This window comes from Mesorhizobium sp. M0991 (assembly GCF_040318915.1).
GTDB lineage: Bacteria > Pseudomonadota > Alphaproteobacteria > Rhizobiales > Rhizobiaceae > Mesorhizobium.
On sequence record NZ_JAMYNE010000013.1, the window covers coordinates 46,198 to 66,685 of the forward strand.

Genomic DNA, 20,488 nt, shown 5'->3' on the forward strand with positions numbered 1-20,488 from the left:
GCTTAGGCGCAAAAGGTGAATGAATGATCGACGGGGGCGAGGCAATCCGCAAACTGGCGCTCAATCTCGCCCGCTATTCCGGTCTCGCGCCGCTGGCCAAGCCGTTTATCGGCGGCCTCGGCGCCATCCTGATGCTGCATCGGGTCACCGCGACACCGGAAAAGCCGAACGGCGTCAACCGCCACTTGAACATCGCGCCTGGGTTTCTCGACACCGTGATCGCCGACATGAAGGCGAACGGCTACAGTTTCGTCACGCTGGACGAAGCGATCGAGCGCATCGAGGCTGGCGACAAGGACAGCCAGTTCGCGACGATCACCGCCGACGACGCCTATCGAGACAACATGACCGAGGCGCTGCCGGTGCTGGAGAAGCACGGCGCGCCGATCACCATCTACGTCGCGCCGGGACTGATCGACGGCGCTGCCGATTTGTGGTGGGACATGGTCGAGGACATCGTCAATGCGCGCGATCGCCTGACGCTGACGACGCCGGATGGCCCGGTGACGATCGACTGCTCGAGTCCGGGAAAAAAGGTCCAGGCCAATGCGCGCCTGCACGCTCATCTGACGCTGAAGGTGCGCGAGCAGGACCAGCGTGCGGTGTTGCGCGATCTGGCGCGCTCGAACGGCATCGAGTTGGGCGGTCCGCGCCCGAGCACGCTGATGAACTGGGACGAGATCCGCACCATGGCCGAGCACCCGCTGGTGACGATCGGCGCGCATAGCGTCAACCACTGCAATCTGAAGCGGCTTTCCGAGAGCGATGCGCGACATGAGATCGGCGACGTCAAGCGCATATTGCAGGCCAAACTCGGCGAGGAGCCGCGCCATTTCGCCTATCCCTACGGTTATGCCGGCGCCGTCGGCCGTCGCGAAGTGAGCCTTGTCCGCGATGCCGGCTATGCCTCGGCGGTGACGACCCGCCACGGCATACTCCGCGCCGAGCATGCCGGGTTCCTGCATGCCCTGCCGCGCATTTCGGTCAATGGCCGCTATCAGAGCGTCGCCCACATCCGAACAATGTTGTCGGGCGTGACGACGCCGCTGGCCAATGCCGGCAAGACGGTGGTGACGATCTAACTGTTGCCTCTGCTCTTCGGGCGCGGCTCCAGGATCAGCCATTTGATGATGCCCATCGCCGGCAGCACCCACAAAAGCCCGCTGAGCAGGAAGAAGATGAAGTGCGCCAGCGGCCCGGACTGCGCCAGTTGGGCAACCGCCACGATCGATGCGACCAGCGCATAGACGATGACCAGCACTACCAGCAGGAAGCTTCCGATCAGCTTTTTCAGGCGAATGGGCATGGCGCGATCTCGTTGATCGCTATCGCTTAGGCCGAACAGCCGATGCGCGCAACCCGCCAGAAACGGCGCGACGGCGTGCCGCGCCGCCCGGCCTTGCAAGCCGGGTTGCGATGGTTCACCAATCCGCGACCTCAACTGCCGGGACAAACCCATGGCTGCTGCCCTATCCGACGCCGCGCCTGTCGTCGCCCGCGATCGCGACCTTCGCAACCGTGCGCTGATGCGCGGTTGGCTCTATGTCGTGCTCCTGGTGCTGTTTGCGCTGGTGCTGGTCGGCGGCGCCACAAGGCTCACCGATTCCGGCCTGTCGATCACCGAATGGCAGCCGATGCACGGCGTCATCCCGCCGCTCAATGATGCCGAGTGGCAGGAGGAGTTCGTGCGTTACCAGCAGATCCCGCAATATGCCGAACTCAACAAGGGCATGAGCATCGAGGCTTTCAAATCGATCTTCTGGTGGGAATGGGTGCACCGCATCCTGGCGCGTAGTGTCGGCGTGGTCTTCGCCCTGCCGTTGCTGTTCTTCTGGGCGACGCGCCGCATCGAGCGCGGCCTCGGCACGAAATTGTCGGGCATCCTCCTGCTCGGCGGGCTGCAGGGCGCGATAGGCTGGTGGATGGTGGCGTCCGGGTTGGTTGACCGGGTTTCGGTCAGCCAATATCGGCTGGCGACGCATCTGACGCTGGCGGCGCTGATCTTCACGGCGACCATGGTGGTCGCGCGTGGGCTGGCGCCGCACTCGGAACCTGCCGCCGACCGCTCGACGCAACGTCTGGCCGGCTTTCTGGTGCTGCTGGCGCTGGTCCAGATCTATCTCGGCGGGCTGGTCGCAGGGCTCGATGCCGGCTTGAGCTACAACACCTGGCCGCTGATGGACGGCAAGCTGCTCCCCGGCGACCTGCTGCTGCTCGAGCCGGCATGGCGCAATTTCTTCGAAAACCCGAAGACGGTGCAGTTCGTCCACCGGGTCGGCGCCTACACGATCTTCGCGGTCGCGCTCTGGCACATGATCGCGGCACGCCGGCGCCTGCCGGGCACGACGCATGCCCGGCGCGCGACGCTGCTGTTCCTGATTGTCGTGGTGCAGGCGTCGATCGGCATCGGCACCCTATTGATGCAGGTGCCGCTGCACATGGCCCTGACGCATCAGGCATTCGCGCTGGTTCTGCTGGGCTTCGCCGCCGCGCATTGGCGCGGTACCAAGGGCGCTTACCCGCTGCCCCACGAGATTGCTCTCAGAGGCTGAGCCGCACCCGCCGGATTGCCGCGGCAATCGCCAACTCGCGGTTTTCGTCGACCGCATTGCCGACAGGCAACCATTGGCAACGGCGTGGTCCAGTATGGCGGGCGCCGTCTGGCCGAGCGTTGCGGCAAAGACTTGCGCCATATGGGCGATCCGCCGCGGATCGAGGCAAAGATCGTCTCGGTCGAGTGGGTTGTAGAACATGTTGGCGGCATCGAAGCCCGGGTCGCCGAGAACGCCCTTCGGATCGATCGCCAGCCAGCCACGTGGACCGTGCATGATGTTGTCGTGATGCAGATCGCCATGCAGCGGCCGCACGTCATGCGGATTGGACAACAGCCGTTCCGCGATTTCGGCTGCTTCGACATACAGGCCCCTTTCGCCGGCGGCGTGATCGGCCTTCGCCTTTTTGAACAGGCTGGAAAACCGTGTCCGCAGCGGCTGAAGGTCCGGCGGGGCAGGGTGCGTCGAAGGCGAGAGCAGCTTCGCCATCACCTCCGCCGCGATGGCGGTGGCGGCATTGTCGTCCTGATCCGCAATGATCTGTGACAGCAAGATTTCGCCGGCGTATTCGAGCAGCATGCGGTGGCCATCACGGCCGAGCAGCCGCACCGCGCCTTCCCCGCGTCGCCAGGCGAGGAAATGCTCGCCACGCAATTCGTCCTCCACATCGTCGAAAGGTTTTAGATCCTTGACGATTGCCGGTGAGCCGTCCTCGCGAGCAACCTTCCAGATGCGGCTGCTGAACGTTTCGGCGACGAGTTCGGGCGCGCCGACCTTCCAGCGCTTTGGAAATGCCGGCACATCCATTCAGAGGCCGAGCATCAGATCCATGTTCTGCACGGCGGCGCCCGAGGCGCCCTTGCCGAGATTGTCGTAGACCGCAAGCAGCAGCGCCTGCGCTCGATCGTCATTGGCGAAGACGTAGAGCTTCATCCGGTTGGTGCCATTATAGATCTCCGGATCGATCTCAGGCATGCGTTCCTGATGCAGATAGGGCGCCACCTCGACCGCGCCGCCATCGATGGAAGCGAAATGATCGGCGATCGCTGCGTGAAGCTCGGCGCCGGTCGGCACATGGTCGAGGCCGCCGAGTTGCAGCGGCACCACCGTGATCATGCCTTGCGCGAAATTGCCGACCGCCGGCTGCATGATCGGATCGTGCGAAAGCTTGGCATAGGTCCTGAGCTCAGGCACGTGCTTGTGCTGCAGCGTCAGCCCGTAGGGCAGGAATTCCGGCGCATCATCCCCCTTGGCGACATAATCCTCGATCATCGGCCGGCCGCCGCCGGAATAGCCGGAAATTCCGTTGACGGTGACCGGAAAATCGGCCGGCAGCAGCCCCGCCGCAACCAGCGGCCGCAGCGTCGCGATCGGTCCTTGCGGCCAGCAGCCCGGATTGGCGACGCGCTTCGCCGAAGCGATCTTCTTCGCCTGGTCCTTGTCCATTTCGGCGAAACCATATTCCCACCCATCGGCGACACGATGCGCCGTCGAGGCGTCGATCACTTTGGTGGTGTCATTGGCGATCAGCGAGACGCTTTCCTTGGCGGCCGCGTCCGGTAGGCAGAGGATCGCGACATCGGCGGCATTGAGGAACTCGGCGCGCGCTGCCGTTTCCTTGCGGCGCTCGGTCGGGATGGAGATGATTTCCAGGTCGCCGCGCTCGGCAAGCAGCGCCCTGATCTGCAGGCCGGTGGTGCCGTGCTCGCCGTCGATGAAGATTTTCGGTTTCATTGCCTGTCAAAATTCCTGTTGTCTCAAAGCTATATGCCGCTTGCCAGATTCAATCCGGCAACGCTGTGATTGCCCTGGTTCATTTCCTCGAGCCGGGCCTTTCGTTCCGCCAGCAGCCCGAGATAGTGCATGGCCACCATCGAGCCGGCAATTGCCGTTATATCGGCGTGATCATAGGCTGGCGCAACCTCGACGACGTCGGCGCCGACGATATCGACCTGGTTGATCTGGCGCAGCACCGACAGGATCTTTGCCGAAGACGGGCCTCCCGCGACCGGCGTTCCGGTGCCGGGCGCAAAAGCCGGGTCCAGGCAATCGATGTCGAAAGTGACATAGGTCTTCTTGCCGCCGGTACGGTCGACGATGGCATAGGCGATGTCGGACGCCCGCATTTCCTCCACTTCATGGCCATACAGGATCTTGATGCCGAACGTGTCGGGCGCATGGGTGCGGATGCCGATCTGGATCGACCGGTCGGGGTCGATGATGCCCTCCTTGACCGCACGGCCGACGAACGAGCCATGATCGATGCGCTTGCCGTCGTCGGGCCAGGTGTCCTGGTGTGCGTCGAACTGCACCAGGGCCAGCGGGCCGTGGATGGCGGCATGCGCCTTGAGCAGCGGCCAGGTGACGAAATGGTCGCCGCCGAGCGATAGCAGGAAGGCGCCGGATTTCAGGATCCTTGCCGCTTCGCGCTCGATTGTAGCAGGCGTCTTCTGGTGATTGCCGCTGTCGAGCAGGCAATCGCCAAAGTCGATCACGGCAAGCTGTTCGAACAGGTCGCGCGAAAACGGATATTGCGGATCGTTGTCGAGGATGGCCGAGGCGCGGCGAATCGCCTGCGGTCCGAAACGCGCGCCCGGCCGATTGGTGACCGCCGCATCGAAGGGAATGCCCCACACCACTGCATCGGCGCCCTTCACGTCCTTCGAATATTTGCGCCGCATGAACGACAGCGCGCCGGCATAGGTCGGCTCAAACGACGCGCCCGTCCTGGAGCGGGTAGTGAAGGCGTGATCTATGGTCCTTGGCGGCATGAAGCGATCTCCTGTGCGTCGACGCGCAACCTTATTGGACATAATTCTCAGAATTGCGACTCCTTCGGAGAACCGAGGCCATTCGAGCCCGGTCACAAGTTCTTGCTTGCCAGACGCGCTCCGCATGGCTGGCCAGGAGATTGCCTGGCAAGCGACCGAAAGTAGCCGCCAACGGCTGCTTCGGCCGGCGCTGACCTGATTTTCCGGCATTTTGCAAGCCGGCTTCGTTCACCTGCCTGTCACGGGCATCGCTTAACGGGGTGCGATCCCGGTACGGAGCGATTCTCATGCGAACGACTTGGCTGAGCCTTCTGCTTTCCGCGGCGCTGGCGGCCTCCCTTGGCCATGCATCGGCAGGCGAAACGCGCGCCAGGCAGATTCTTAACCGCTTCGAGCACGCCAACCAGTGGCGCGACCATGTGATGGTGGCCGCGCACCGCGCCGGCGGCATGCAGGCCGGCAAGACGCTCTATCCCGAAAATTCGATCGCCGCCGTCGAGGCGTCGATTGCAATGGGCGCCGAAATCGTCGAGGTCGACATCAGGCGCTCGAAGGACGGCGAGTTCGTCGTCATGCATGACAGCTGGCTTGACCGCACGACGAACTGCAAGGGCGAGGTGGTCACCCGCACGCTGGCCGAACTCAAGACCTGCCGGTTGGTGATCGAAGGCACCGGCGCCGTTACGGGCGAGACGGTCTCGACGTTGCGCGAGATGTTGATGACGACCAGGGACAGGATCCTCATCAATCTCGACAATAAGCTCGATACCGAAAGCCTCGCTGGCATGGTCGCGGTCGCGCGCGACCTCGGCATGGCCGAACAGGTGATCGTCAAGGAGAATCTGTGGAATGCGGAGCGCATCGCCACCGTCAAAACCGCCATGGACGCGATCGGCAGCGGCTTCCAGTTCATGCCGATCATCGCCGATGATGCGGTTCGCGACGCCATGTTTGCCGAGAAAGTCAGCCGGGCCTTCTCGGTGTGCGCCGTCGAGATGATCAACTGGCGCTCAGGATCAGAGACGCTGACCGAGACCGGCGGTCCGCTGTTCAGCCCACACATGCGCGCGCTGGCGGTGAGGGGCGACTGGCACATCTGGGCCGACACCTACGCCATCGTTAACAAGCCGGGCGGCTTCCTCGCCGGCGGCCGCGGTGACGAGCTGGCGGTCGCGGCCAGCCTGCCGCGCGAGACCTACGGCTTCTGGGTCGAGCGCGGCGCCACCATCATCCAGACCGACGAACCGAGGGCCGCCATCGGTTGGCTGGCGGCGAACGGTTTTCGCGTACCCTATGCCGGTGAGAAGCGCCCGGCCGAGCCGGCCAACACGGCCAGCATTAACTAAGGCCGGGCACGAACCAGAGTGATTGCCACGCTACGCGTGAGCGCGGACATTGCCGCCGATGCCGTCCAATTCCTCGAGTGCATCTTCCGACAGTTCGAGTTCCGCCGCGGCGAGATTTTCCCTGAGATGCGCAACTGACGACGTGCCGGGGATCAGAAGAATGTTTGGCTCGCGGCGAAGCAGCCAGGCGAGCGCGACCTGCATGGGCGTGGCGCCGAGGCGTGCCGCGACCTTAGACAAGGTCGACGACTGCAGCGGGTTGAAGCCGCCAAGCGGGAAGAACGGCACATAGGCGATGCCGTCGCGGGCGAGATCGTCGATCAAGGCATCGTCGCCCCGATGCGCCAGATTGTACTGGTTCTGCACGCAGATGATCTTGCAGATCCTGCGGCCTTCGGCGATCTGCGCAGCGGTGACGTTGCTCAGCCCGATATGATGCACTAGGCCCTGTCGCTGAAGCTCGGCGAGTGCGGCGAGCGGCGCCTCGATCGACCCTTCGGCGGGGCCATGCGCGTCGAACATGACCCGAAGGTTGACCACCTCCAGCACGTCGAGTCCGAGATTGTGCAGATTGTCGTGCACGGCCTTGGCGAGTTCTTGGGCCGAGAAGGCCGGCAGCCACGATCCGTCCTGGCCGCGTCGGGCGCCGATCTTGGTGACGACAACGAGGTCGTCGGGATAGGGTGCGAGCGCTTCGCGGATCAACAGGTTGGTCACGTGCGGGCCATAGAAGTCGCTGGTGTCGATGTGATTGACGCCTTGTGCAACGGCTTCGCGCAGCACGGCCAATGCCGCGTCGTGGTCCTTTGGTGGGCCGAAGACGCCTGGCCCTGCGAGCTGCATGGCGCCGTAGCCGAGTCGTCTGACTTTGCGGTCGCCGAGGATGAATGTGCCGGACTGGTCGAGGCTGGACATGGTTTTTCTCCTTCAGGAACGGTGCACAGATAGACGCTGTCCGATCTCATGATAATTGGGTACAATTCGCACGGGCTGTGCGGAATGACGAACAATGCAGATTGATCTTGGGGACCTGAACGCCTTCGTGGCCGTAGCGCGCGCCAAAGGTTTTCGGGATGCGGCACGCGCCAGCGGCGGCAGTGCGTCCGGCTTGAGCGAGGCGGTGCGGCGCCTGGAGACGCAACTCGGTGTCAGGCTGCTCAACCGGACGACCCGCAGCGTTGTCCTGACGGAAGCCGGCGAAGGCCTGCTGGCGCGGCTCGGTCCTGCCTTGACCGAGGTGGAGTCGGCCCTCGACGTGGTGAACGGCTTTCGCGACAGGCCGGCAGGTACGCTGCGCCTCAACGTGCCGGTCAGCGCGGCGCGACTGGTGCTGCCCGGCATCGTCCCGCGGTTCCTTGCCGCCTATCCCGGCATCCGGCTGGAGGTGATCGCCGAGGAAAGCTTTGTCGATGTGCTGGCGGCGGGCTGCGACGCCGGCATCCGCTATGACGAGCGGCTGGAGCAGGACATGATCGCCGTGCCGATCGGACCGCGCGTGCAGCGCTTCGCCACCGCCGCCAGCCCTGCCTACCTGGATCGTCATGGCCGGCCGCAACACCCGAGCGACCTGCTCGGCCACGCCTGCCTGCGTGGCCGCTTTGCCAGCCGTGCAATGCCGCCGTGGGAATTCGAGCGCGACGGCGAGGTGGTGCGGGTCGACCCGACGGGACCGCTGATCGTGACCCTGGGCGGGGGAGCCGATCTCGCGGTCGATGCAGCCATCGCCGGCACCGGCGTGGTCAGCATCTTCGAGGATTGGCTACGCCCTCACTTCGAGAGCGGGGCGCTCGAACCGGTGCTTGAACCGTGGTGGCAGAGCTTCTCCGGGCCGTTCCTTTATTATCCCGGCCGGCGCCTCGTGCCGGCGCCGCTGCGGGCGTTCATTGACTTCATCAAAGTCTGAAGTCCGCCAGCATGCGTACGAGCCGCGCCCGATGGGTGATGGCTCTGCACGAAAAGAAAGGCCGCCCGGAGGCGGCCTTTCGATAGTGTGTAATTGCGCAGTGCTTAGCGTTTGGAGAACTGGAAGCTCCGGCGGGCCTTCGCCTTGCCGTATTTCTTGCGCTCGACGACGCGGCTGTCGCGGGTCAGGAAGCCACCCTTCTTGAGCACGGCGCGCAGCGCCGGCTCGTAATAGGTCAGCGCCTTGGAGATGCCGTGGCGCACGGCACCGGCCTGACCGGAGAGGCCGCCGCCGATGACGGTGGCAACGATGTCGTACTGGCCGGCGCGGTTGGCGGCGATGATCGGCTGGTTGAGGATCATCTGCAGCACCGGACGCGCGAAATATTCGGCGAACACCTTGTCGTTGACGACGATCTTGCCGGAGCCGGGCTTCACCCAGACACGGGCGATGGCGTTCTTGCGCTTGCCGGTAGCGTAGGCGCGGCCCGATTTGTCGAGCTTCTGGACATGGACGGGTGCTGCCGGCTGGGTGTTGGTGTTGCCGGTGGCAGTTCCGAGTTCTGCGAGCGAGGAAAGCTCAGCCATTTTACGAAACCTTCTTGTTCTTGGCGTTCAGCTTGGCCACGTCGAGGACGACGGGCTGCTGGGCGACATGCGGATGTTCCGTGCCTGCATAGACGCGGAGATTTTTCATCTGGCGACGGCCGAGCGGGCCACGCGGGATCATGCGTTCAACGGCCTTCTCCACGACACGCTCGGGAAAGCGGCCCTCGAGCAGCTGGCGCGCGGTGCGCTCCTTGACGCCGCCGGGGTGGCCGGTGTGCCAGTAATAGACCTTGTCGGTGAACTTCTTGCCGGTGAACACCACTTTGTCGGCATTGATGACGATGACGTTGTCGCCGTCGTCGACGTGCGGGGTGAAGGTGGGCTTGTGCTTGCCGCGAAGATGATTGGCGATGACAGTGGCGAGACGGCCGACGACGAGACCCTCGGCGTCGATCAGCACCCACTTCTTCACCACATCCGCAGGCTTCTGCGAAAAGGTTGCCATGGATTGTTGCTTTCGGTTCGGACCTTCAAAGAAGGCGTTTCTTGTTGCTTGGATTGGCGAAAGGCACTTGCCGTCGCCAATAACAAAACGGCGGCCTTTGCGGGCCGCTGCTTCGTCAGGGCTTATAGGGGAGGGTGGTTATCGCGTCAAGGCGCGTGAAAAGAAGAATGGCAAGCAAAAACAAACAAAAACAATGATTTAACTGAAAGGTATTATTTTACCACATCGTTGATCCGCCTCGGCGGGATCGAATAGGTGCCCGTGGCGTGCGCCACCGTGTGTCCGTCGGGTCCGGCGACGATGTCGATATCGAACACCATCAGGCTCTTGCCGAGCTTGAGGATGCGGCAATGGCCGTCGATCGGCCCGGCCTCGGCCTTGCGGACAAAATTGATGTTGAGATTGGTGGTGACCGAAAGCGCATCCGGCCCGGCATGCGAGAGCACGCAGACATAGCCGCCTATGTCGGCCAGCGTGAACAGCGCCGAACCCGACACGGTGCCGCCGGGACGCAAATGGCGCTCGTCTGCATTGAGCCGCACGATACAGCCGCCTGGAAACACCTCCAACGCCTCATAGAAGGTGAACTGGTCGTTGAGTTGCGGGAAAACGGTCGCCATCAGCGCGTTGATTTCGGCAGCCGTCAGCACCGGCTTGAGATTGCTTTGAGCAGGCATGTCGGTCTCTCGTTTGCGCCTACCTGTATGAGCGTAGCGTGCCGTTTCTGGCAACAGCCATTCATTATTGCAGAAGCGGGGTGTTGGACGAAGCGAGACCCGCATACTAGATTAGTCCATCACCGATCCGGAATCGCGGAGGAACGATCATGGCCGAAATCGTCGCCATCAAGCCTGCCGTTGCCGAAGGGCCGGTCGCCGCCCGGCTGGATAAGGGCGTGCTGCGCCTTACGCTCGCCAATCCGCCGGCCAATGCTCTTTCGCTTGCAGTGATGGCGGCGCTGATGACGGAACTCGACCGCGCCAAGGCCGACAAGTCCGTCCGCGTCATCGTCCTTGGGGCGGCCGGCAAAGTGTTCTGCGCCGGGCACGACCTCAAGGAGTTGAGCACGCATCGCGCCGATGCCGATCGCGGCAGGGCCTTCTTCGAAAAGACGTTTTCCGCCTGCGCTTCACTGATGCAGGCGATCGTTCGCCATCCCAAGCCGGTGATCGCCGAAGTCGACGGACTGGCGACGGCGGCCGGGTCGCAGCTGGTCGCCAGCTGCGACCTCGCCATCGCCTCGCACGAGGCGACCTTCTGCACGCCTGGCGTCAATATCGGACTGTTCTGTTCGACACCGATGGTGGCGCTGTCGCGCAATGTCTCGCGCAAGCACGCCATGGAGATGCTTTTGACCGGCGAGACGATCGATGCGGCAACCGCCAAGGAATTCGGCTTGGTCAACCGCGTCGTGCCGCGCGAATATCTGAATCAGATCGTCACCAAATACGCGCAAACCATTGCGTCCAAATCCTCCTTGGTCGTCAAGATCGGCAAGGAAGCCTTCTACGAGCAGGCGGAAATGGGGCTGGCCGAGGCCTATGATTACACTGGGCGCGTCATGGTCGAGAACATGCTGGCGCGCGATGCGGAAGAGGGCATTGGCGCCTTCATCGGCAAGCGCAAGCCGGAATGGCCGGAGGAATAGGAGGCGGATATGGAACCGCGCATCTCCATCATCACCATCGCCACGGACGATCTCGACCGCGCCACGCGCTTTTATGAGGCGATGGGCCTGACCCGCCACGCTGGGATCACCGACGGCGTTGCCTTCTTCCAGATGGGCGGCGCCATCCTTGCCCTGTTTCCGCGCCCAAGCGCCGAGGAGGATTCAGGCGTGACCTTCGGCAAAGCGCCGTCGGCCGTTTACCTTGCCTACAACACCCGCTCCGACGCCGAGGTCGATGCAGTGCTGGCGCTGGCCGAGACGGCCGGCGGCCGTATCGTCAAGCCGGCGCAACGCGCCTTCTGGGGCGGCTGGTATGGCTATTTCGCCGATGCCGACGGGCATGTCTGGGAAGTGGCGCACAATCCGGCTTTTCCGATCGCGGAAGACGGATCGATTTCGCTGCCGGCTTGACGAGGTTCCCTCTGGCTCATCGCAAGCAACTGACGCGGCTGAAGGCGCCCTATCTCAAGCGTATCCTGATCGAGCCCGGCCGGGTCGTCGATTGGGAAAAATATCCCTGGAACCTGCCGATCTTTCACGGCCACGAATTCGAGCTCGAATTCACCACGCCGATCACCATCATCGTCGGCGAGAACGGCACCGGCAAATCGACATTGCTCGAAGCGATCGGCGCGCTGGCCGGCTACGATGAAGCTGGCGGCGGCAAGGGCTACATGCCGGTCGACCACTCCCGAGCCATCGACAAGAGCGGCGCGGCGCTGGCGGCAACGTTGCGTGGCCACTGGCTGCCGAAGGTCACCGCAGGCTGGTTCTTTCGCGCCGAATCCTTCTATTCGGTCGCCCGCTATCTCGATCAGGCTGCCATCGACGCACATGAGGCGCCGCCCGACTTCCTGTCCTGGTCGCATGGCGAGGGCTTCATCAGGTTCTTCGAGGAGCGCTGCCGCCGGCAAGGCATTTACATCCTGGACGAGCCCGAAAGCGCCTTGTCGCCGACGCGCCAGATCGAACTTCTCAAGATGCTGCGGCGGATGGACCAGTCCGGCACGGCACAGGTGATCATGGCCACGCATTCGCCGCTGCTGATAGCCTGTCCCGGCGCGCGGCTGTTCAGCATCAGCCGGTCCGGGCTCGATCCCACCGATTTTAGCGATACCGACCATTTCCGCATGATGCGCAATTTTTGCAATGATCCAGATGGTTTTCTCGCCGAAGCGCTGTATGAGGACGAGGCATGAACCACGACGCCTACGACAACGCCTATATCGCCGGCATCCTCAATTCGGTGAAGACCATCGCCATGGTCGGCGCGTCGGCCAATGACGTGCGGCCGAGCTATTTCGTGCTGAAATATCTGCTCGGCAAGGGGTTTTCGGTGTTCCCGATCAATCCCGGCCAGGCCGGCAAGGAGATCCTCGGCCAGATGACCTACGCCAGGCTCGCCGACGTTCCGGGACCTGTCGACATGATCGACGTGTTTCGCGCTTCCTCTGCCGTGCCGGGCATTGTCGACGAGGTATTGCGGCTCGATCCGCTGCCGAAGGTCATCTGGATGCAGCTTGGCATACGCCATGACGAGGCAGCCGCACGCGCCGAAGCCGCCGGCATCAAGGTGGTGATGAACCGTTGCCCCAAGATCGAATATGGCAAGCTGTCCGGCGAGATCGGCTGGACCGGCGTCAATTCAGGCGTGCTGTCCTCCAAGAAGCCGCTGATGCGCCCGGGGTTCCAGAGTTTCGGCGTTCGCCAGAAGTAGGTAGTGAATGGTGAATGGTGAATGGTGAATAGAAGGATTTTTCTGGAAGGCGGGCAAGGCGGCATATGAGCCGCTTGCAATCAGGGTGGGGCTGGCCGACTTTGCCATTCACCATTCACCATTCACCATTCACCATTCACCATTGGGGGAGGTTTTCGATGGCCCGCACGCCCGGTTTCAATACGCTCGCCGTCCATGCCGGCGCCAAGCCGGATCCGGCGACAGGGGCGCGAGCGACGCCGATCTACCAGACGACCTCCTTCGTCTTCGACGATGCCGACCATGCCGCCTCGCTGTTCGGGCTGAAGGCGTTCGGCAACATCTACACCCGCATCATGAACCCGACCCAAGCGGTGCTGGAAGAGCGCATCGCGGCACTCGAAGGCGGCACGGCAGGCCTTGCCGTCGCCTCCGGCCATGCCGCGCAGGTGCTGGTCTTCCACAACCTGATGCAGCCCGGCGACAATTTCGTTTCAGCGACAAAGCTTTACGGCGGCTCGATCAACCAGTTCGGCCACGCCTTCAAGAATTTCGGTTGGCAGGTGCGCTGGGCCGACACCAATGACATGTCGACCTTCGAGAGCCAGATCGACGACAGGACCAAGGCGATCTTCATCGAAAGCCTGGCCAATCCGGGCGGCGTCTTCGTCGATATCGAGAAGATCGGCGACATTGCCCGTAAGCACGGCCTGCCGCTGATCGTCGACAACACGCTAGCCTCGCCCTATCTGCTGCGGCCGATCGAACATGGCGCCGACATCGTCGTGCATTCGCTGACCAAGTTCATCGGCGGCCACGGCAATTCGATCGGCGGCGCCATCGTCGACGGCGGCACCTTCGACTGGTCGAAGTCGGGCAAATATCCGATGCTTTCGGAGCCGCGCCCTGAATATGGCGGCCTCGTCCTGCACGAAACCTTCGGCAATTTCGCTTTCGCCATTGCCGCCCGCGTGCTCGGCCTGCGCGATATCGGCGCCGCGATTTCGCCGTTCAACGCGTTCCTGATCCTGACTGGCCTGGAAACCTTGCCGCTCAGGATGCAGCGCCATTGCGACAACGCGGCGGCGGTCGCCGGATGGCTCTCCAACCACCCCAAGGTCGCCTGGGTGTCCTATCCCGGCCTGCCCAGTGACAAGAACAACGCGTTGCAGAAGAAGTACTCGCCGCTTGGCGCCGGCGCGGTGTTCACCTTCGGGTTGAAGGGCGGCTACGCGGCGGGCATCAAATTCGTCGAAGCGCTCGAACTGTTCTCGCACCTGGCCAATGTTGGCGACACCAAGTCGCTGGTCATCCACCCGGCATCGACCACGCATCGCCAGCTTTCCGACGAGCAGAAGATCAACGCCGGGGCAGGGCCGGACACGGTCAGGCTTTCGGTCGGTATCGAGGATGTCGACGACATCGTCGCCGATCTGGAACAGGCTCTCGCCAAGGTTTGATCGCCATGACCAGGCCGAAATTTCTTTCCGTCGGCGTCGACACCGTCGAACCGGAGCTTGGCGCACCGGCGCCGGATCGCCTGATTTCGGGCGATCCGAAATTCCGCACCTGGAATGTTGAGGAGCAGGACGGCGGCCTCTATGCCGGCATATGGGAAGCGACGCCAGGCAAATGGCGCATCGAATATGATGAGTGGGAGTTCTGCCACATCCTTTCAGGGGTCTCGGTGATCGCCGAAGACGGCGGCGATGCGCGCACTGTCGGGGCCGGCGATAGTTTCGTGCTGAGGCCGGGCTTCAAGGGCAGCTGGGAAGTGCTTGAAACGACTCGCAAGGAGTATGTGATCAAGCTTTGATCACCCTGCGGCTGAGCCTGCCGGATCGAATGCTCAAAAGCGTACCGCGAGCGTTTCCAGCCCGTGGAAATGATAGCTGTCGCGGAAGCGTGGCTGTTCGGCGAGATGGAGCCGCGGCAAGCGCTCGAACAGGGTTTTCAGCGACACCTGCAGTTCGAGCCGGGCGAGCGGCGCGCCGATGCAGAAATGGATGCCGGCGCCGAACGATACGTTCTTCTGGTCGGCACGGTCCGGCCTGAAGGCGAGGGGCTCGGCAAACGCAGTAGGGTCGCGATTGGCCATGCCGAGCAACAGCCCGATCGTCTCGCCCGGCTGGACGATGATCCCCGGCCCGGCCTCGACCTCCTGATAGGCGTAGCGCGTGAACATGTGCAGCGGCGCGTCGAAGCGCAGGCACTCTTCGACCGTCGCGGCTGTTGCTTCCAGTGAGGCGAAGAAGCGGCGCGGGTCGCCGCCTTGCGCAAGGATCGAGCGCACCGCATTGCCGGTCTGGTGGACAGTTGCCTCATGACCGGCATTGAGCAAAAGGATTGCCGAGGACACCAGTTCGTCCTCCGACAGTTTCTGGCCGTCCTCCTGTGCCGCAATCAGCAGCGACAGAAGATCCTCGCCCGGCCTCTTTCGCCGCTCGGCGACGTAGCCGCGCAGAAAATCGGAAAAGTCGCGCGCGGCGCGATTGGCCGTCTCTTCGGTCTCGCGGGTGCGGCCATGCATATACATGGCGACCATCCGATGCGACCAGTCGAGCAGCTGCGGCCCCATGTCGACCGGCACGCCGAGCATTTCCGCAATGATGGTAATCGGCAAGGGAGCGGCGAACGCCGGCAGCAGGTCGACTCCTCCTGGTTCGAAACGGTCAATCAGTTCGTTGGCCAGCGCCTCGACGCGCGGCCTGAGCCGCTCAACCTGGCGCGAGACGAAGGCGCGGTTGACCAGCGTTCTGAGCCGTGTGTGGACGGGCGGCTCCAGCTCCAGCATCGAATTGGCCTCGACGCCGTCGAAGGCGCTGAGATGCGTGCGGTCCTGGCCGATGCCCCGGCTGTCCGGAATGCCGGCCGGGTTCTGCCGGCCGAAGCGGCGATCGCGCAACAGACGGTTGACGTCGTCGAAGCCGCCAAAGCACCAGAAACCAAATTCTTCCCAGACGAAGGCGTTCGATGCGCCGTGCAGGAAGGTGTAAGCTTCGTAAGGGTCCTGGAAAAAAGCCGGCTCGTGCGGATCGAGCCGCAGGCGACGCGTGGCTGGATCAAAGGCAAGGTAGGGCGGCTTCAATTCGGTCATGCCAGATCATTAGCGCGGCTTGCCAGTCTGGTGCCAGACCGTGTGTTGGCCCTCCCGAGAGGTGAGCCGCCGAAGCGGTTGCGGAAGGACGGTTTCATGAATGTGATCGTGGTCGGTGCGGGCATTGCCGGGCTTTCCACAGCGTGGTCTCTGGTCAAGGCCGGTCACCTCGTCTCGATCGTCGAGCAGGGACCGATTCCCAATCCGCTTGCAGCGTCGGGCGACCATCATCGCATTATCCGCCGCGCCTACCGGGCCGGAACGGGCTACGGCCGGCTGATCACCGAAGCCTACGAAGCATGGGACGAGATGTGGGCCGATCTCGGCGAAAGCCATCTCGATCCGCGCGGCTTCATCTGTATTTCGCGGGAGCCGGGAGATGAGGCGGAGGAATACCGCGAAGGCATGGAAGCCGGGAATTATCCGTTCGAATTGTTCGAACCGGACGCCGCGGTCGAACGCTGGCCGTTCCTGCAGCCCGGTTCGTTCCGCTATGCGTATTTTTCGCCGGACGGTGGCGCGTTGCACTGCCGCAAGATCGCCTGGGGCCTCGCCACGTGGCTGCGCGCGAATGGCGCCAATGTCTACGAAAACAGCAAGGTGGTCGAGATCGACGCCGACGCCGGACATGTCGTGCTTGCGAGCGGCGAAACGATGCAGGCCGACCGGATCATCGTCGCTGCCGGCGCCTGGGTGCTAAAACTGTTCCCGGAGCTGGATGGCCAACTGAAAACCTGGCGCACCGCGCTCGCCTATGTCGAACCGCCGGCGGATCTGAAAGCAGCTTGGCAGGCTGCACCCGTTGTCCTCGACATCGGCGGCAGCGTCGACGGCTATGCAATCCCGCCGACAGGTGGCGCCAGCATGAAATTCGGCTCGGGCCTGCACAGGGTGCCGACCAGCGATGCCGACTGGAACCGCCAGCCGGTGCCGGGCGAGGGTGAGGCGATCCGCAACCTGTTTTCGCCGCCGATTGCCCGCATCGCGGAATACAAGGTCACCGAAGTGGTCACCTGCGCCTACACCTTCACCGCCGACGAGAAGTTCCTGGCCCACCGGAAAGGCAAATGCCTGGTTATCTCGGCCTGCTCCGGCCACGGCTACAAGTTCGGCGCGGCAGTTGGCAGAAGGGTTGCGGCCTGCGTCGGCAATGGCGATGTCGACGGCCTGAAGAAATGGCTCAGGGCCGAGGCGGCCTGAGCGCCTAGTATCGGCAATGCCTCGGAATATGCACGCGCCGCCAGCTCGACGAGCCCTCCCTGACCACCACGCGGCGAGCCACTGTCTGGTAGGACGCCGGAATGTCGATGATGCGCCGCTGCTCCGGCCGCACCAGCACCTCTTCGGCGACGCTCTCGTATTCGGCGGGGAGGACAACGCGCCGCCGGCGTTCCGGCTCAACCACGACGATTTCGGCCACGCGTTCATAGCGCGCCCTGTGCCTGACCTTGCACAGCACCTTGCGGCCATTGATGATGCGCCATTCCCAGGAATAGCCGCTGTTATCGACCCTCACGGAGCGGTGGATGGTGCGGGTGATGGCGGGCACGATCTCGTAGCTGACGCGCGCCGGCGCGATCTGGACCACGCGCTCGCGCGTCCCGTAGATTGGCGCCTCGTATTCCACCTGCTGGCCGGCTGGGCTGACGAGCACGTCCTCGTAGAGCGTGTCGTAGACGGCCGGCCGGTTGACCTGCTCGTAGCATTCGACCGCGCGTCCGCCGGCAGCCGCCTCGGACGCCATGCCGAGAACGGTGATGCCGGTAAGGGCCAAGGAAGCAGTTTTCCTGATCATCGCACTCCCCCTTATTTGAACTGCGTGAAGCGGGTTCAACGTTGGATTGTAGGGCAAGCCGCGGCCGGAAAAAGCGGTTTCACCACTTTTCGTTAAGCGATGCGGTTAAGAAACTGCTAAACAACGGCCAGACATGAGCGCCCCTTCCCACCGCAGGAGAGGGGCTGCCGGCACGGCGACAGGCGAAACTGGTTTGGAAACCTTGATTCGACTTAACCGGATGGCTAGGAGAGGCGGCCTTGCGCTAGGGTGAGCCGGCATCCTATTTACACAATAACGATCCAGAACCGATTCTGCCCGATTGCAAATCTCCGGCGCCGGAATCCCATCCTCAAAAAGGGATAGTCCATGAAGAACCCCGTCGAAACCTACATGAACCTCGTTCCGATGGTGGTCGAACAGACCAATCGCGGCGAGCGGGCCTACGACATTTTCTCGCGGCTCCTCAAGGAGCGCATCATTTTCATCACCGGTCCGGTCGAGGACGGCATGGCGACGCTGGTCTGCGCGCAGCTGCTGTTCCTCGAGGCGGAGAATCCGAAGAAGGAAATCAACCTCTATATCAACTCACCCGGCGGCGTCGTCACCTCCGGCATGGCGATCTACGACACCATGCAGTTCATCAAGCCCGCTGTGTCGACGCTGTGCATCGGCCAGGCCGCATCGATGGGCTCGCTGCTTCTCACCGCAGGCGAGAAGGGCATGCGCTTTGCCACGCCGAACGCCCGCATCATGGTCCACCAGCCTTCCGGCGGCTTCCAGGGCCAGGCCTCCGACATCGAGCGTCATGCCCAGGACATCATCAAGCTGAAGCGCCGCCTCAATGAGGTTTACGTCAAGCACACCGGCAAGAGCTACGATGAGATTGAAAAAACGCTCGACCGTGACCATTTCATGACTGCCGACGAGGCCAGGGATTTCGGCCTCATCGACAAGGTCATTTCGTCACGTGAGCCGGTCGAAGGTATTGCCTTATAGGTCCGCGGTGGCCCCGCGGTGGCAATGAGTGGCGGGATCACGCGCTTTTGGCGCAGCTTGCGGCATTTCGGCCACAATTGGCTGTTCCCTCGACGGGTGCAATTGCCTACGTTAAGGCTATGTTGATTTTCGACGGCTTAGCTTTGCGCGTGGGGTTGTTCGAATCATTGCCCCGTTTTCCGATTTGTGTTTCGTACGGAATGCGTTGCGGGAGCCGGGGCACTGGCGGCAGCGGATTCCCGCGATAGATTGAATATACGCCCTTTCAACCAGACCATCGGCGGGCGGCCATGAAAGGACAGGAAAATGAGCAAGGTCGGCAACAACAGCGGTGATTCCAAGAACACGCTTTATTGCTCGTTTTGCGGCAAAAGCCAGCACGAAGTGCGCAAGCTGATCGCCGGGCCGACGGTGTTCATCTGCGACGAATGCGTCGAACTGTGCATGGACATCATCCGCGAGGAGAACAAGACCTCGATGGTGAAGTCGCGCGAGGGCGTGCCGACCCCGCAGGAAATCCTAAAAGTTCTCGACGACTACGTCATCGGCCAGCCCTACGCCAAGCGCGTACTGTCGGTGGCCGTCCACAACCACTACAAGCGCCTCGCCCATGCCGGCAAGAACAACGACGTCGAGCTGGCGAAGTCGAACATCCTGCTCATCGGCCCGACCGGTTGCGGCAAGACGCTGCTGGCGCAGACGCTGGCCCGTATCATCGACGTCCCCTTCACCATGGCCGACGCGACGACGCTGACCGAGGCCGGCTATGTCGGCGAGGATGTCGAGAACATCATCCTGAAGCTGTTGCAGTCGGCCGACTACAATGTCGAGCGCGCCCAGCGCGGCATCGTCTATATCGACGAGATCGACAAGATCTCGCGCAAGTCGGACAATCCCTCGATCACCCGCGACGTGTCGGGCGAGGGCGTGCAGCAGGCACTTTTGAAGATCATGGAAGGCACCGTTGCCTCCGTGCCGCCGCAGGGCGGCAGGAAGCATCCGCAGCAGGAATTTCTGCAGGTCGACACCGCCAACATCCTGTTCATCTGCGGCGGCGCTTTCGCCGGCCTGGACAAGATCATCTCGGATCGCGGCAGGAAGACCTCGATCGGTTTCGGCGCCATCGTCGCTTCGCCCGAGGATCGCCGCACCGGCGATGTTTTCCGCCTGGTCGAGCCTGAGGATCTCTTGAAGTTCGGCCTCATTCCCGAGTTCGTCGGCCGTCTGCCTGTCTTGGCCACGCTGGAGGATCTCGACGAGCCGGCACTGATCCAGATCCTGACCGAGCCGAAGAACGCGCTGGTCAAGCAGTATCAGCGGCTGTTCGAGATGGAAAATGTCGACCTGACCTTCCACGAGAACGCGCTCTCGGCGATCGCCAAGCGCGCCATCGAGCGCAAGACCGGCGCACGCGGCCTGCGTTCGATCATGGAAGCGATCCTGCTGGACACCATGTTCGAGCTGCCGGCACTAGAAGGCGTGCGCGAAGTGGTTATTTCGGAAGAGGTGGTGTCAGGCAACGCCAGGCCGCTCTACATCTATTCCGAGCAGAAGGAAAAGAAGGGCAACGTCAGCGCCTGACGTGAGCCGGCAATGGATTTTTCTGAAACGGCGCCGCAGGGCGCCGT

General features: G+C 63.0%; 22 protein-coding genes and 1 pseudogene. 13 read left to right on the forward strand and 10 right to left on the reverse strand.

All coding sequences use genetic code 11. The features are described from left to right. Positions 1–23 precede the first annotated feature (23 nt). On the forward strand, positions 24–1,082 hold the full coding sequence (locus tag NKH70_RS19585) for a polysaccharide deacetylase family protein (RefSeq protein WP_352714795.1): 1,059 nt from the start codon (positions 24–26) through the stop codon (positions 1,080–1,082). Here NKH70_RS19585 and NKH70_RS19590 read toward each other — a convergent pair. Beyond that, the gene (locus NKH70_RS19590) at positions 1,079–1,306 is read right to left on the reverse strand and encodes a DUF2842 domain-containing protein (protein WP_352715228.1); all 228 of its coding nucleotides are present in this window, start codon (positions 1,304–1,306) and stop codon (positions 1,079–1,081) included. The genes NKH70_RS19585 and NKH70_RS19590 overlap by 4 nt on opposite strands. A 151-nt stretch (positions 1,307–1,457) precedes the next feature. On the opposite strand from NKH70_RS19590, the gene NKH70_RS19595 reads away from it, so the two are divergent. After that, on the forward strand, positions 1,458–2,552 hold the full coding sequence (locus NKH70_RS19595; RefSeq protein WP_353025848.1) for a COX15/CtaA family protein: 1,095 nt from the start codon (positions 1,458–1,460) through the stop codon (positions 2,550–2,552). Here NKH70_RS19595 and NKH70_RS19600 read toward each other — a convergent pair. The 3 genes and pseudogenes from NKH70_RS19600 to speB all read right to left on the reverse strand — a co-directional run bounded on the left by NKH70_RS19600 (position 2,542) and on the right by speB (position 5,323). Further along, positions 2,542–3,359: pseudogene (locus NKH70_RS19600) on the reverse strand (aminoglycoside phosphotransferase family protein). The gene NKH70_RS19595 and the pseudogene NKH70_RS19600 overlap by 11 nt on opposite strands. Continuing rightward, on the reverse strand, positions 3,360–4,286 hold the full coding sequence (argC, locus tag NKH70_RS19605; RefSeq protein ID WP_353025850.1) for an N-acetyl-gamma-glutamyl-phosphate reductase: 927 nt from the start codon (positions 4,284–4,286) through the stop codon (positions 3,360–3,362). A gap of 29 nt (positions 4,287–4,315) precedes the next feature. Continuing rightward, positions 4,316–5,323 (reverse strand): agmatinase, encoded by a 1,008-nt coding sequence (speB, locus tag NKH70_RS19610; protein ID WP_353025852.1) that lies wholly within the window; start codon positions 5,321–5,323, stop codon positions 4,316–4,318. A 287-nt stretch (positions 5,324–5,610) separates the two neighbouring features. On the opposite strand from speB, the gene NKH70_RS19615 reads away from it, so the two are divergent. Beyond that, positions 5,611–6,669 carry a glycerophosphodiester phosphodiesterase family protein gene (locus tag NKH70_RS19615; protein WP_353025853.1) on the forward strand — a complete coding sequence of 353 codons (1,059 nt, stop codon included), beginning with the start codon at positions 5,611–5,613 and terminating at the stop codon, positions 6,667–6,669. Between the two features lie 30 nt (positions 6,670–6,699). Here NKH70_RS19615 and NKH70_RS19620 read toward each other — a convergent pair whose 3' ends face one another. Then, positions 6,700–7,584 carry an aldo/keto reductase family oxidoreductase gene (locus tag NKH70_RS19620; RefSeq protein WP_353025854.1) on the reverse strand — a complete coding sequence of 295 codons (885 nt, stop codon included), beginning with the start codon at positions 7,582–7,584 and terminating at the stop codon, positions 6,700–6,702. Positions 7,585–7,678: 94 nt separating this feature from the next. Between NKH70_RS19620 and NKH70_RS19625 the strand changes: the two genes are divergently transcribed. Next, complete coding sequence (locus NKH70_RS19625; protein ID WP_353025855.1) at positions 7,679–8,572, forward strand: LysR family transcriptional regulator; 894 nt, start codon at positions 7,679–7,681, stop codon at positions 8,570–8,572. A gap of 104 nt (positions 8,573–8,676) precedes the next feature. On the opposite strand, the gene rpsI is transcribed toward NKH70_RS19625, so the two are convergent. The 3 genes from rpsI to NKH70_RS19640 form a co-directional block, all read right to left on the reverse strand. Further along, positions 8,677–9,159, reverse strand: coding sequence for a 30S ribosomal protein S9 (gene rpsI / locus NKH70_RS19630; protein WP_023717316.1), 483 nt, complete (start codon positions 9,157–9,159; stop codon positions 8,677–8,679). A gap of 1 nt (position 9,160) precedes the next feature. Beyond that, positions 9,161–9,625, reverse strand: a complete 465-nt coding sequence (rplM, locus tag NKH70_RS19635; RefSeq protein WP_023674645.1) for a 50S ribosomal protein L13 — start codon at positions 9,623–9,625, stop codon at positions 9,161–9,163. Positions 9,626–9,837: 212 nt separating this feature from the next. Continuing rightward, complete coding sequence (locus NKH70_RS19640) at positions 9,838–10,302, reverse strand: PaaI family thioesterase (protein ID WP_353025857.1); 465 nt, start codon at positions 10,300–10,302, stop codon at positions 9,838–9,840. Between the two features lie 149 nt (positions 10,303–10,451). Here NKH70_RS19640 and NKH70_RS19645 point away from each other — a divergent pair, with 149 nt between their 5' ends. The 6 genes from NKH70_RS19645 to NKH70_RS19670 all read left to right on the forward strand — a co-directional run bounded on the left by NKH70_RS19645 (position 10,452) and on the right by NKH70_RS19670 (position 14,806). Next, the gene (locus tag NKH70_RS19645) at positions 10,452–11,273 is read left to right on the forward strand and encodes an enoyl-CoA hydratase (protein ID WP_352714780.1); all 822 of its coding nucleotides are present in this window, start codon (positions 10,452–10,454) and stop codon (positions 11,271–11,273) included. A gap of 9 nt (positions 11,274–11,282) precedes the next feature. After that, on the forward strand, positions 11,283–11,705 hold the full coding sequence (locus NKH70_RS19650; RefSeq protein WP_352910857.1) for a VOC family protein: 423 nt from the start codon (positions 11,283–11,285) through the stop codon (positions 11,703–11,705). Positions 11,706–11,716: 11 nt separating this feature from the next. After that, the gene (locus tag NKH70_RS19655; RefSeq protein ID WP_353025886.1) at positions 11,717–12,493 is read left to right on the forward strand and encodes an AAA family ATPase; all 777 of its coding nucleotides are present in this window, start codon (positions 11,717–11,719) and stop codon (positions 12,491–12,493) included. Next, entirely contained in the window at positions 12,490–13,011 is a 522-nt protein-coding gene (locus tag NKH70_RS19660) for a CoA-binding protein (protein WP_292654186.1), read from the forward strand. Before NKH70_RS19655 ends, NKH70_RS19660 begins: the two co-directional genes overlap by 4 nt. A gap of 158 nt (positions 13,012–13,169) precedes the next feature. Continuing rightward, complete coding sequence (locus NKH70_RS19665; protein ID WP_352714775.1) at positions 13,170–14,450, forward strand: O-acetylhomoserine aminocarboxypropyltransferase; 1,281 nt, start codon at positions 13,170–13,172, stop codon at positions 14,448–14,450. Between the two features lie 5 nt (positions 14,451–14,455). Further along, the gene (locus NKH70_RS19670; RefSeq protein ID WP_292654182.1) at positions 14,456–14,806 is read left to right on the forward strand and encodes a cupin domain-containing protein; all 351 of its coding nucleotides are present in this window, start codon (positions 14,456–14,458) and stop codon (positions 14,804–14,806) included. A 33-nt stretch (positions 14,807–14,839) separates the two neighbouring features. Here the strand turns inward: NKH70_RS19670 and NKH70_RS19675 are convergent, their stop codons facing one another. Next, positions 14,840–16,087 (reverse strand): cytochrome P450, encoded by a 1,248-nt coding sequence (locus NKH70_RS19675; RefSeq protein WP_353025860.1) that lies wholly within the window; start codon positions 16,085–16,087, stop codon positions 14,840–14,842. Between the two features lie 96 nt (positions 16,088–16,183). Here NKH70_RS19675 and NKH70_RS19680 point away from each other — a divergent pair, with 96 nt between their 5' ends. After that, entirely contained in the window at positions 16,184–17,287 is a 1,104-nt protein-coding gene (locus NKH70_RS19680; RefSeq protein ID WP_352910852.1) for an NAD(P)/FAD-dependent oxidoreductase, read from the forward strand. A 4-nt stretch (positions 17,288–17,291) separates the two neighbouring features. On the opposite strand, the gene NKH70_RS19685 is transcribed toward NKH70_RS19680, so the two are convergent. Then, complete coding sequence (locus tag NKH70_RS19685; protein ID WP_353025862.1) at positions 17,292–17,882, reverse strand: hypothetical protein; 591 nt, start codon at positions 17,880–17,882, stop codon at positions 17,292–17,294. Between the two features lie 348 nt (positions 17,883–18,230). On the opposite strand from NKH70_RS19685, the gene clpP reads away from it, so the two are divergent. Both clpP and clpX read left to right on the forward strand, forming a co-directional pair. After that, positions 18,231–18,860, forward strand: coding sequence for an ATP-dependent Clp endopeptidase proteolytic subunit ClpP (gene clpP / locus NKH70_RS19690; RefSeq protein ID WP_352516802.1), 630 nt, complete (start codon positions 18,231–18,233; stop codon positions 18,858–18,860). A 306-nt stretch (positions 18,861–19,166) separates the two neighbouring features. Then, a complete protein-coding gene (gene clpX, locus NKH70_RS19695) occupies positions 19,167–20,441 on the forward strand; it encodes an ATP-dependent Clp protease ATP-binding subunit ClpX (RefSeq protein WP_006332719.1) in 1,275 nt (424 codons plus the stop codon). Positions 20,442–20,488: the final 47 nt, after the last annotated feature.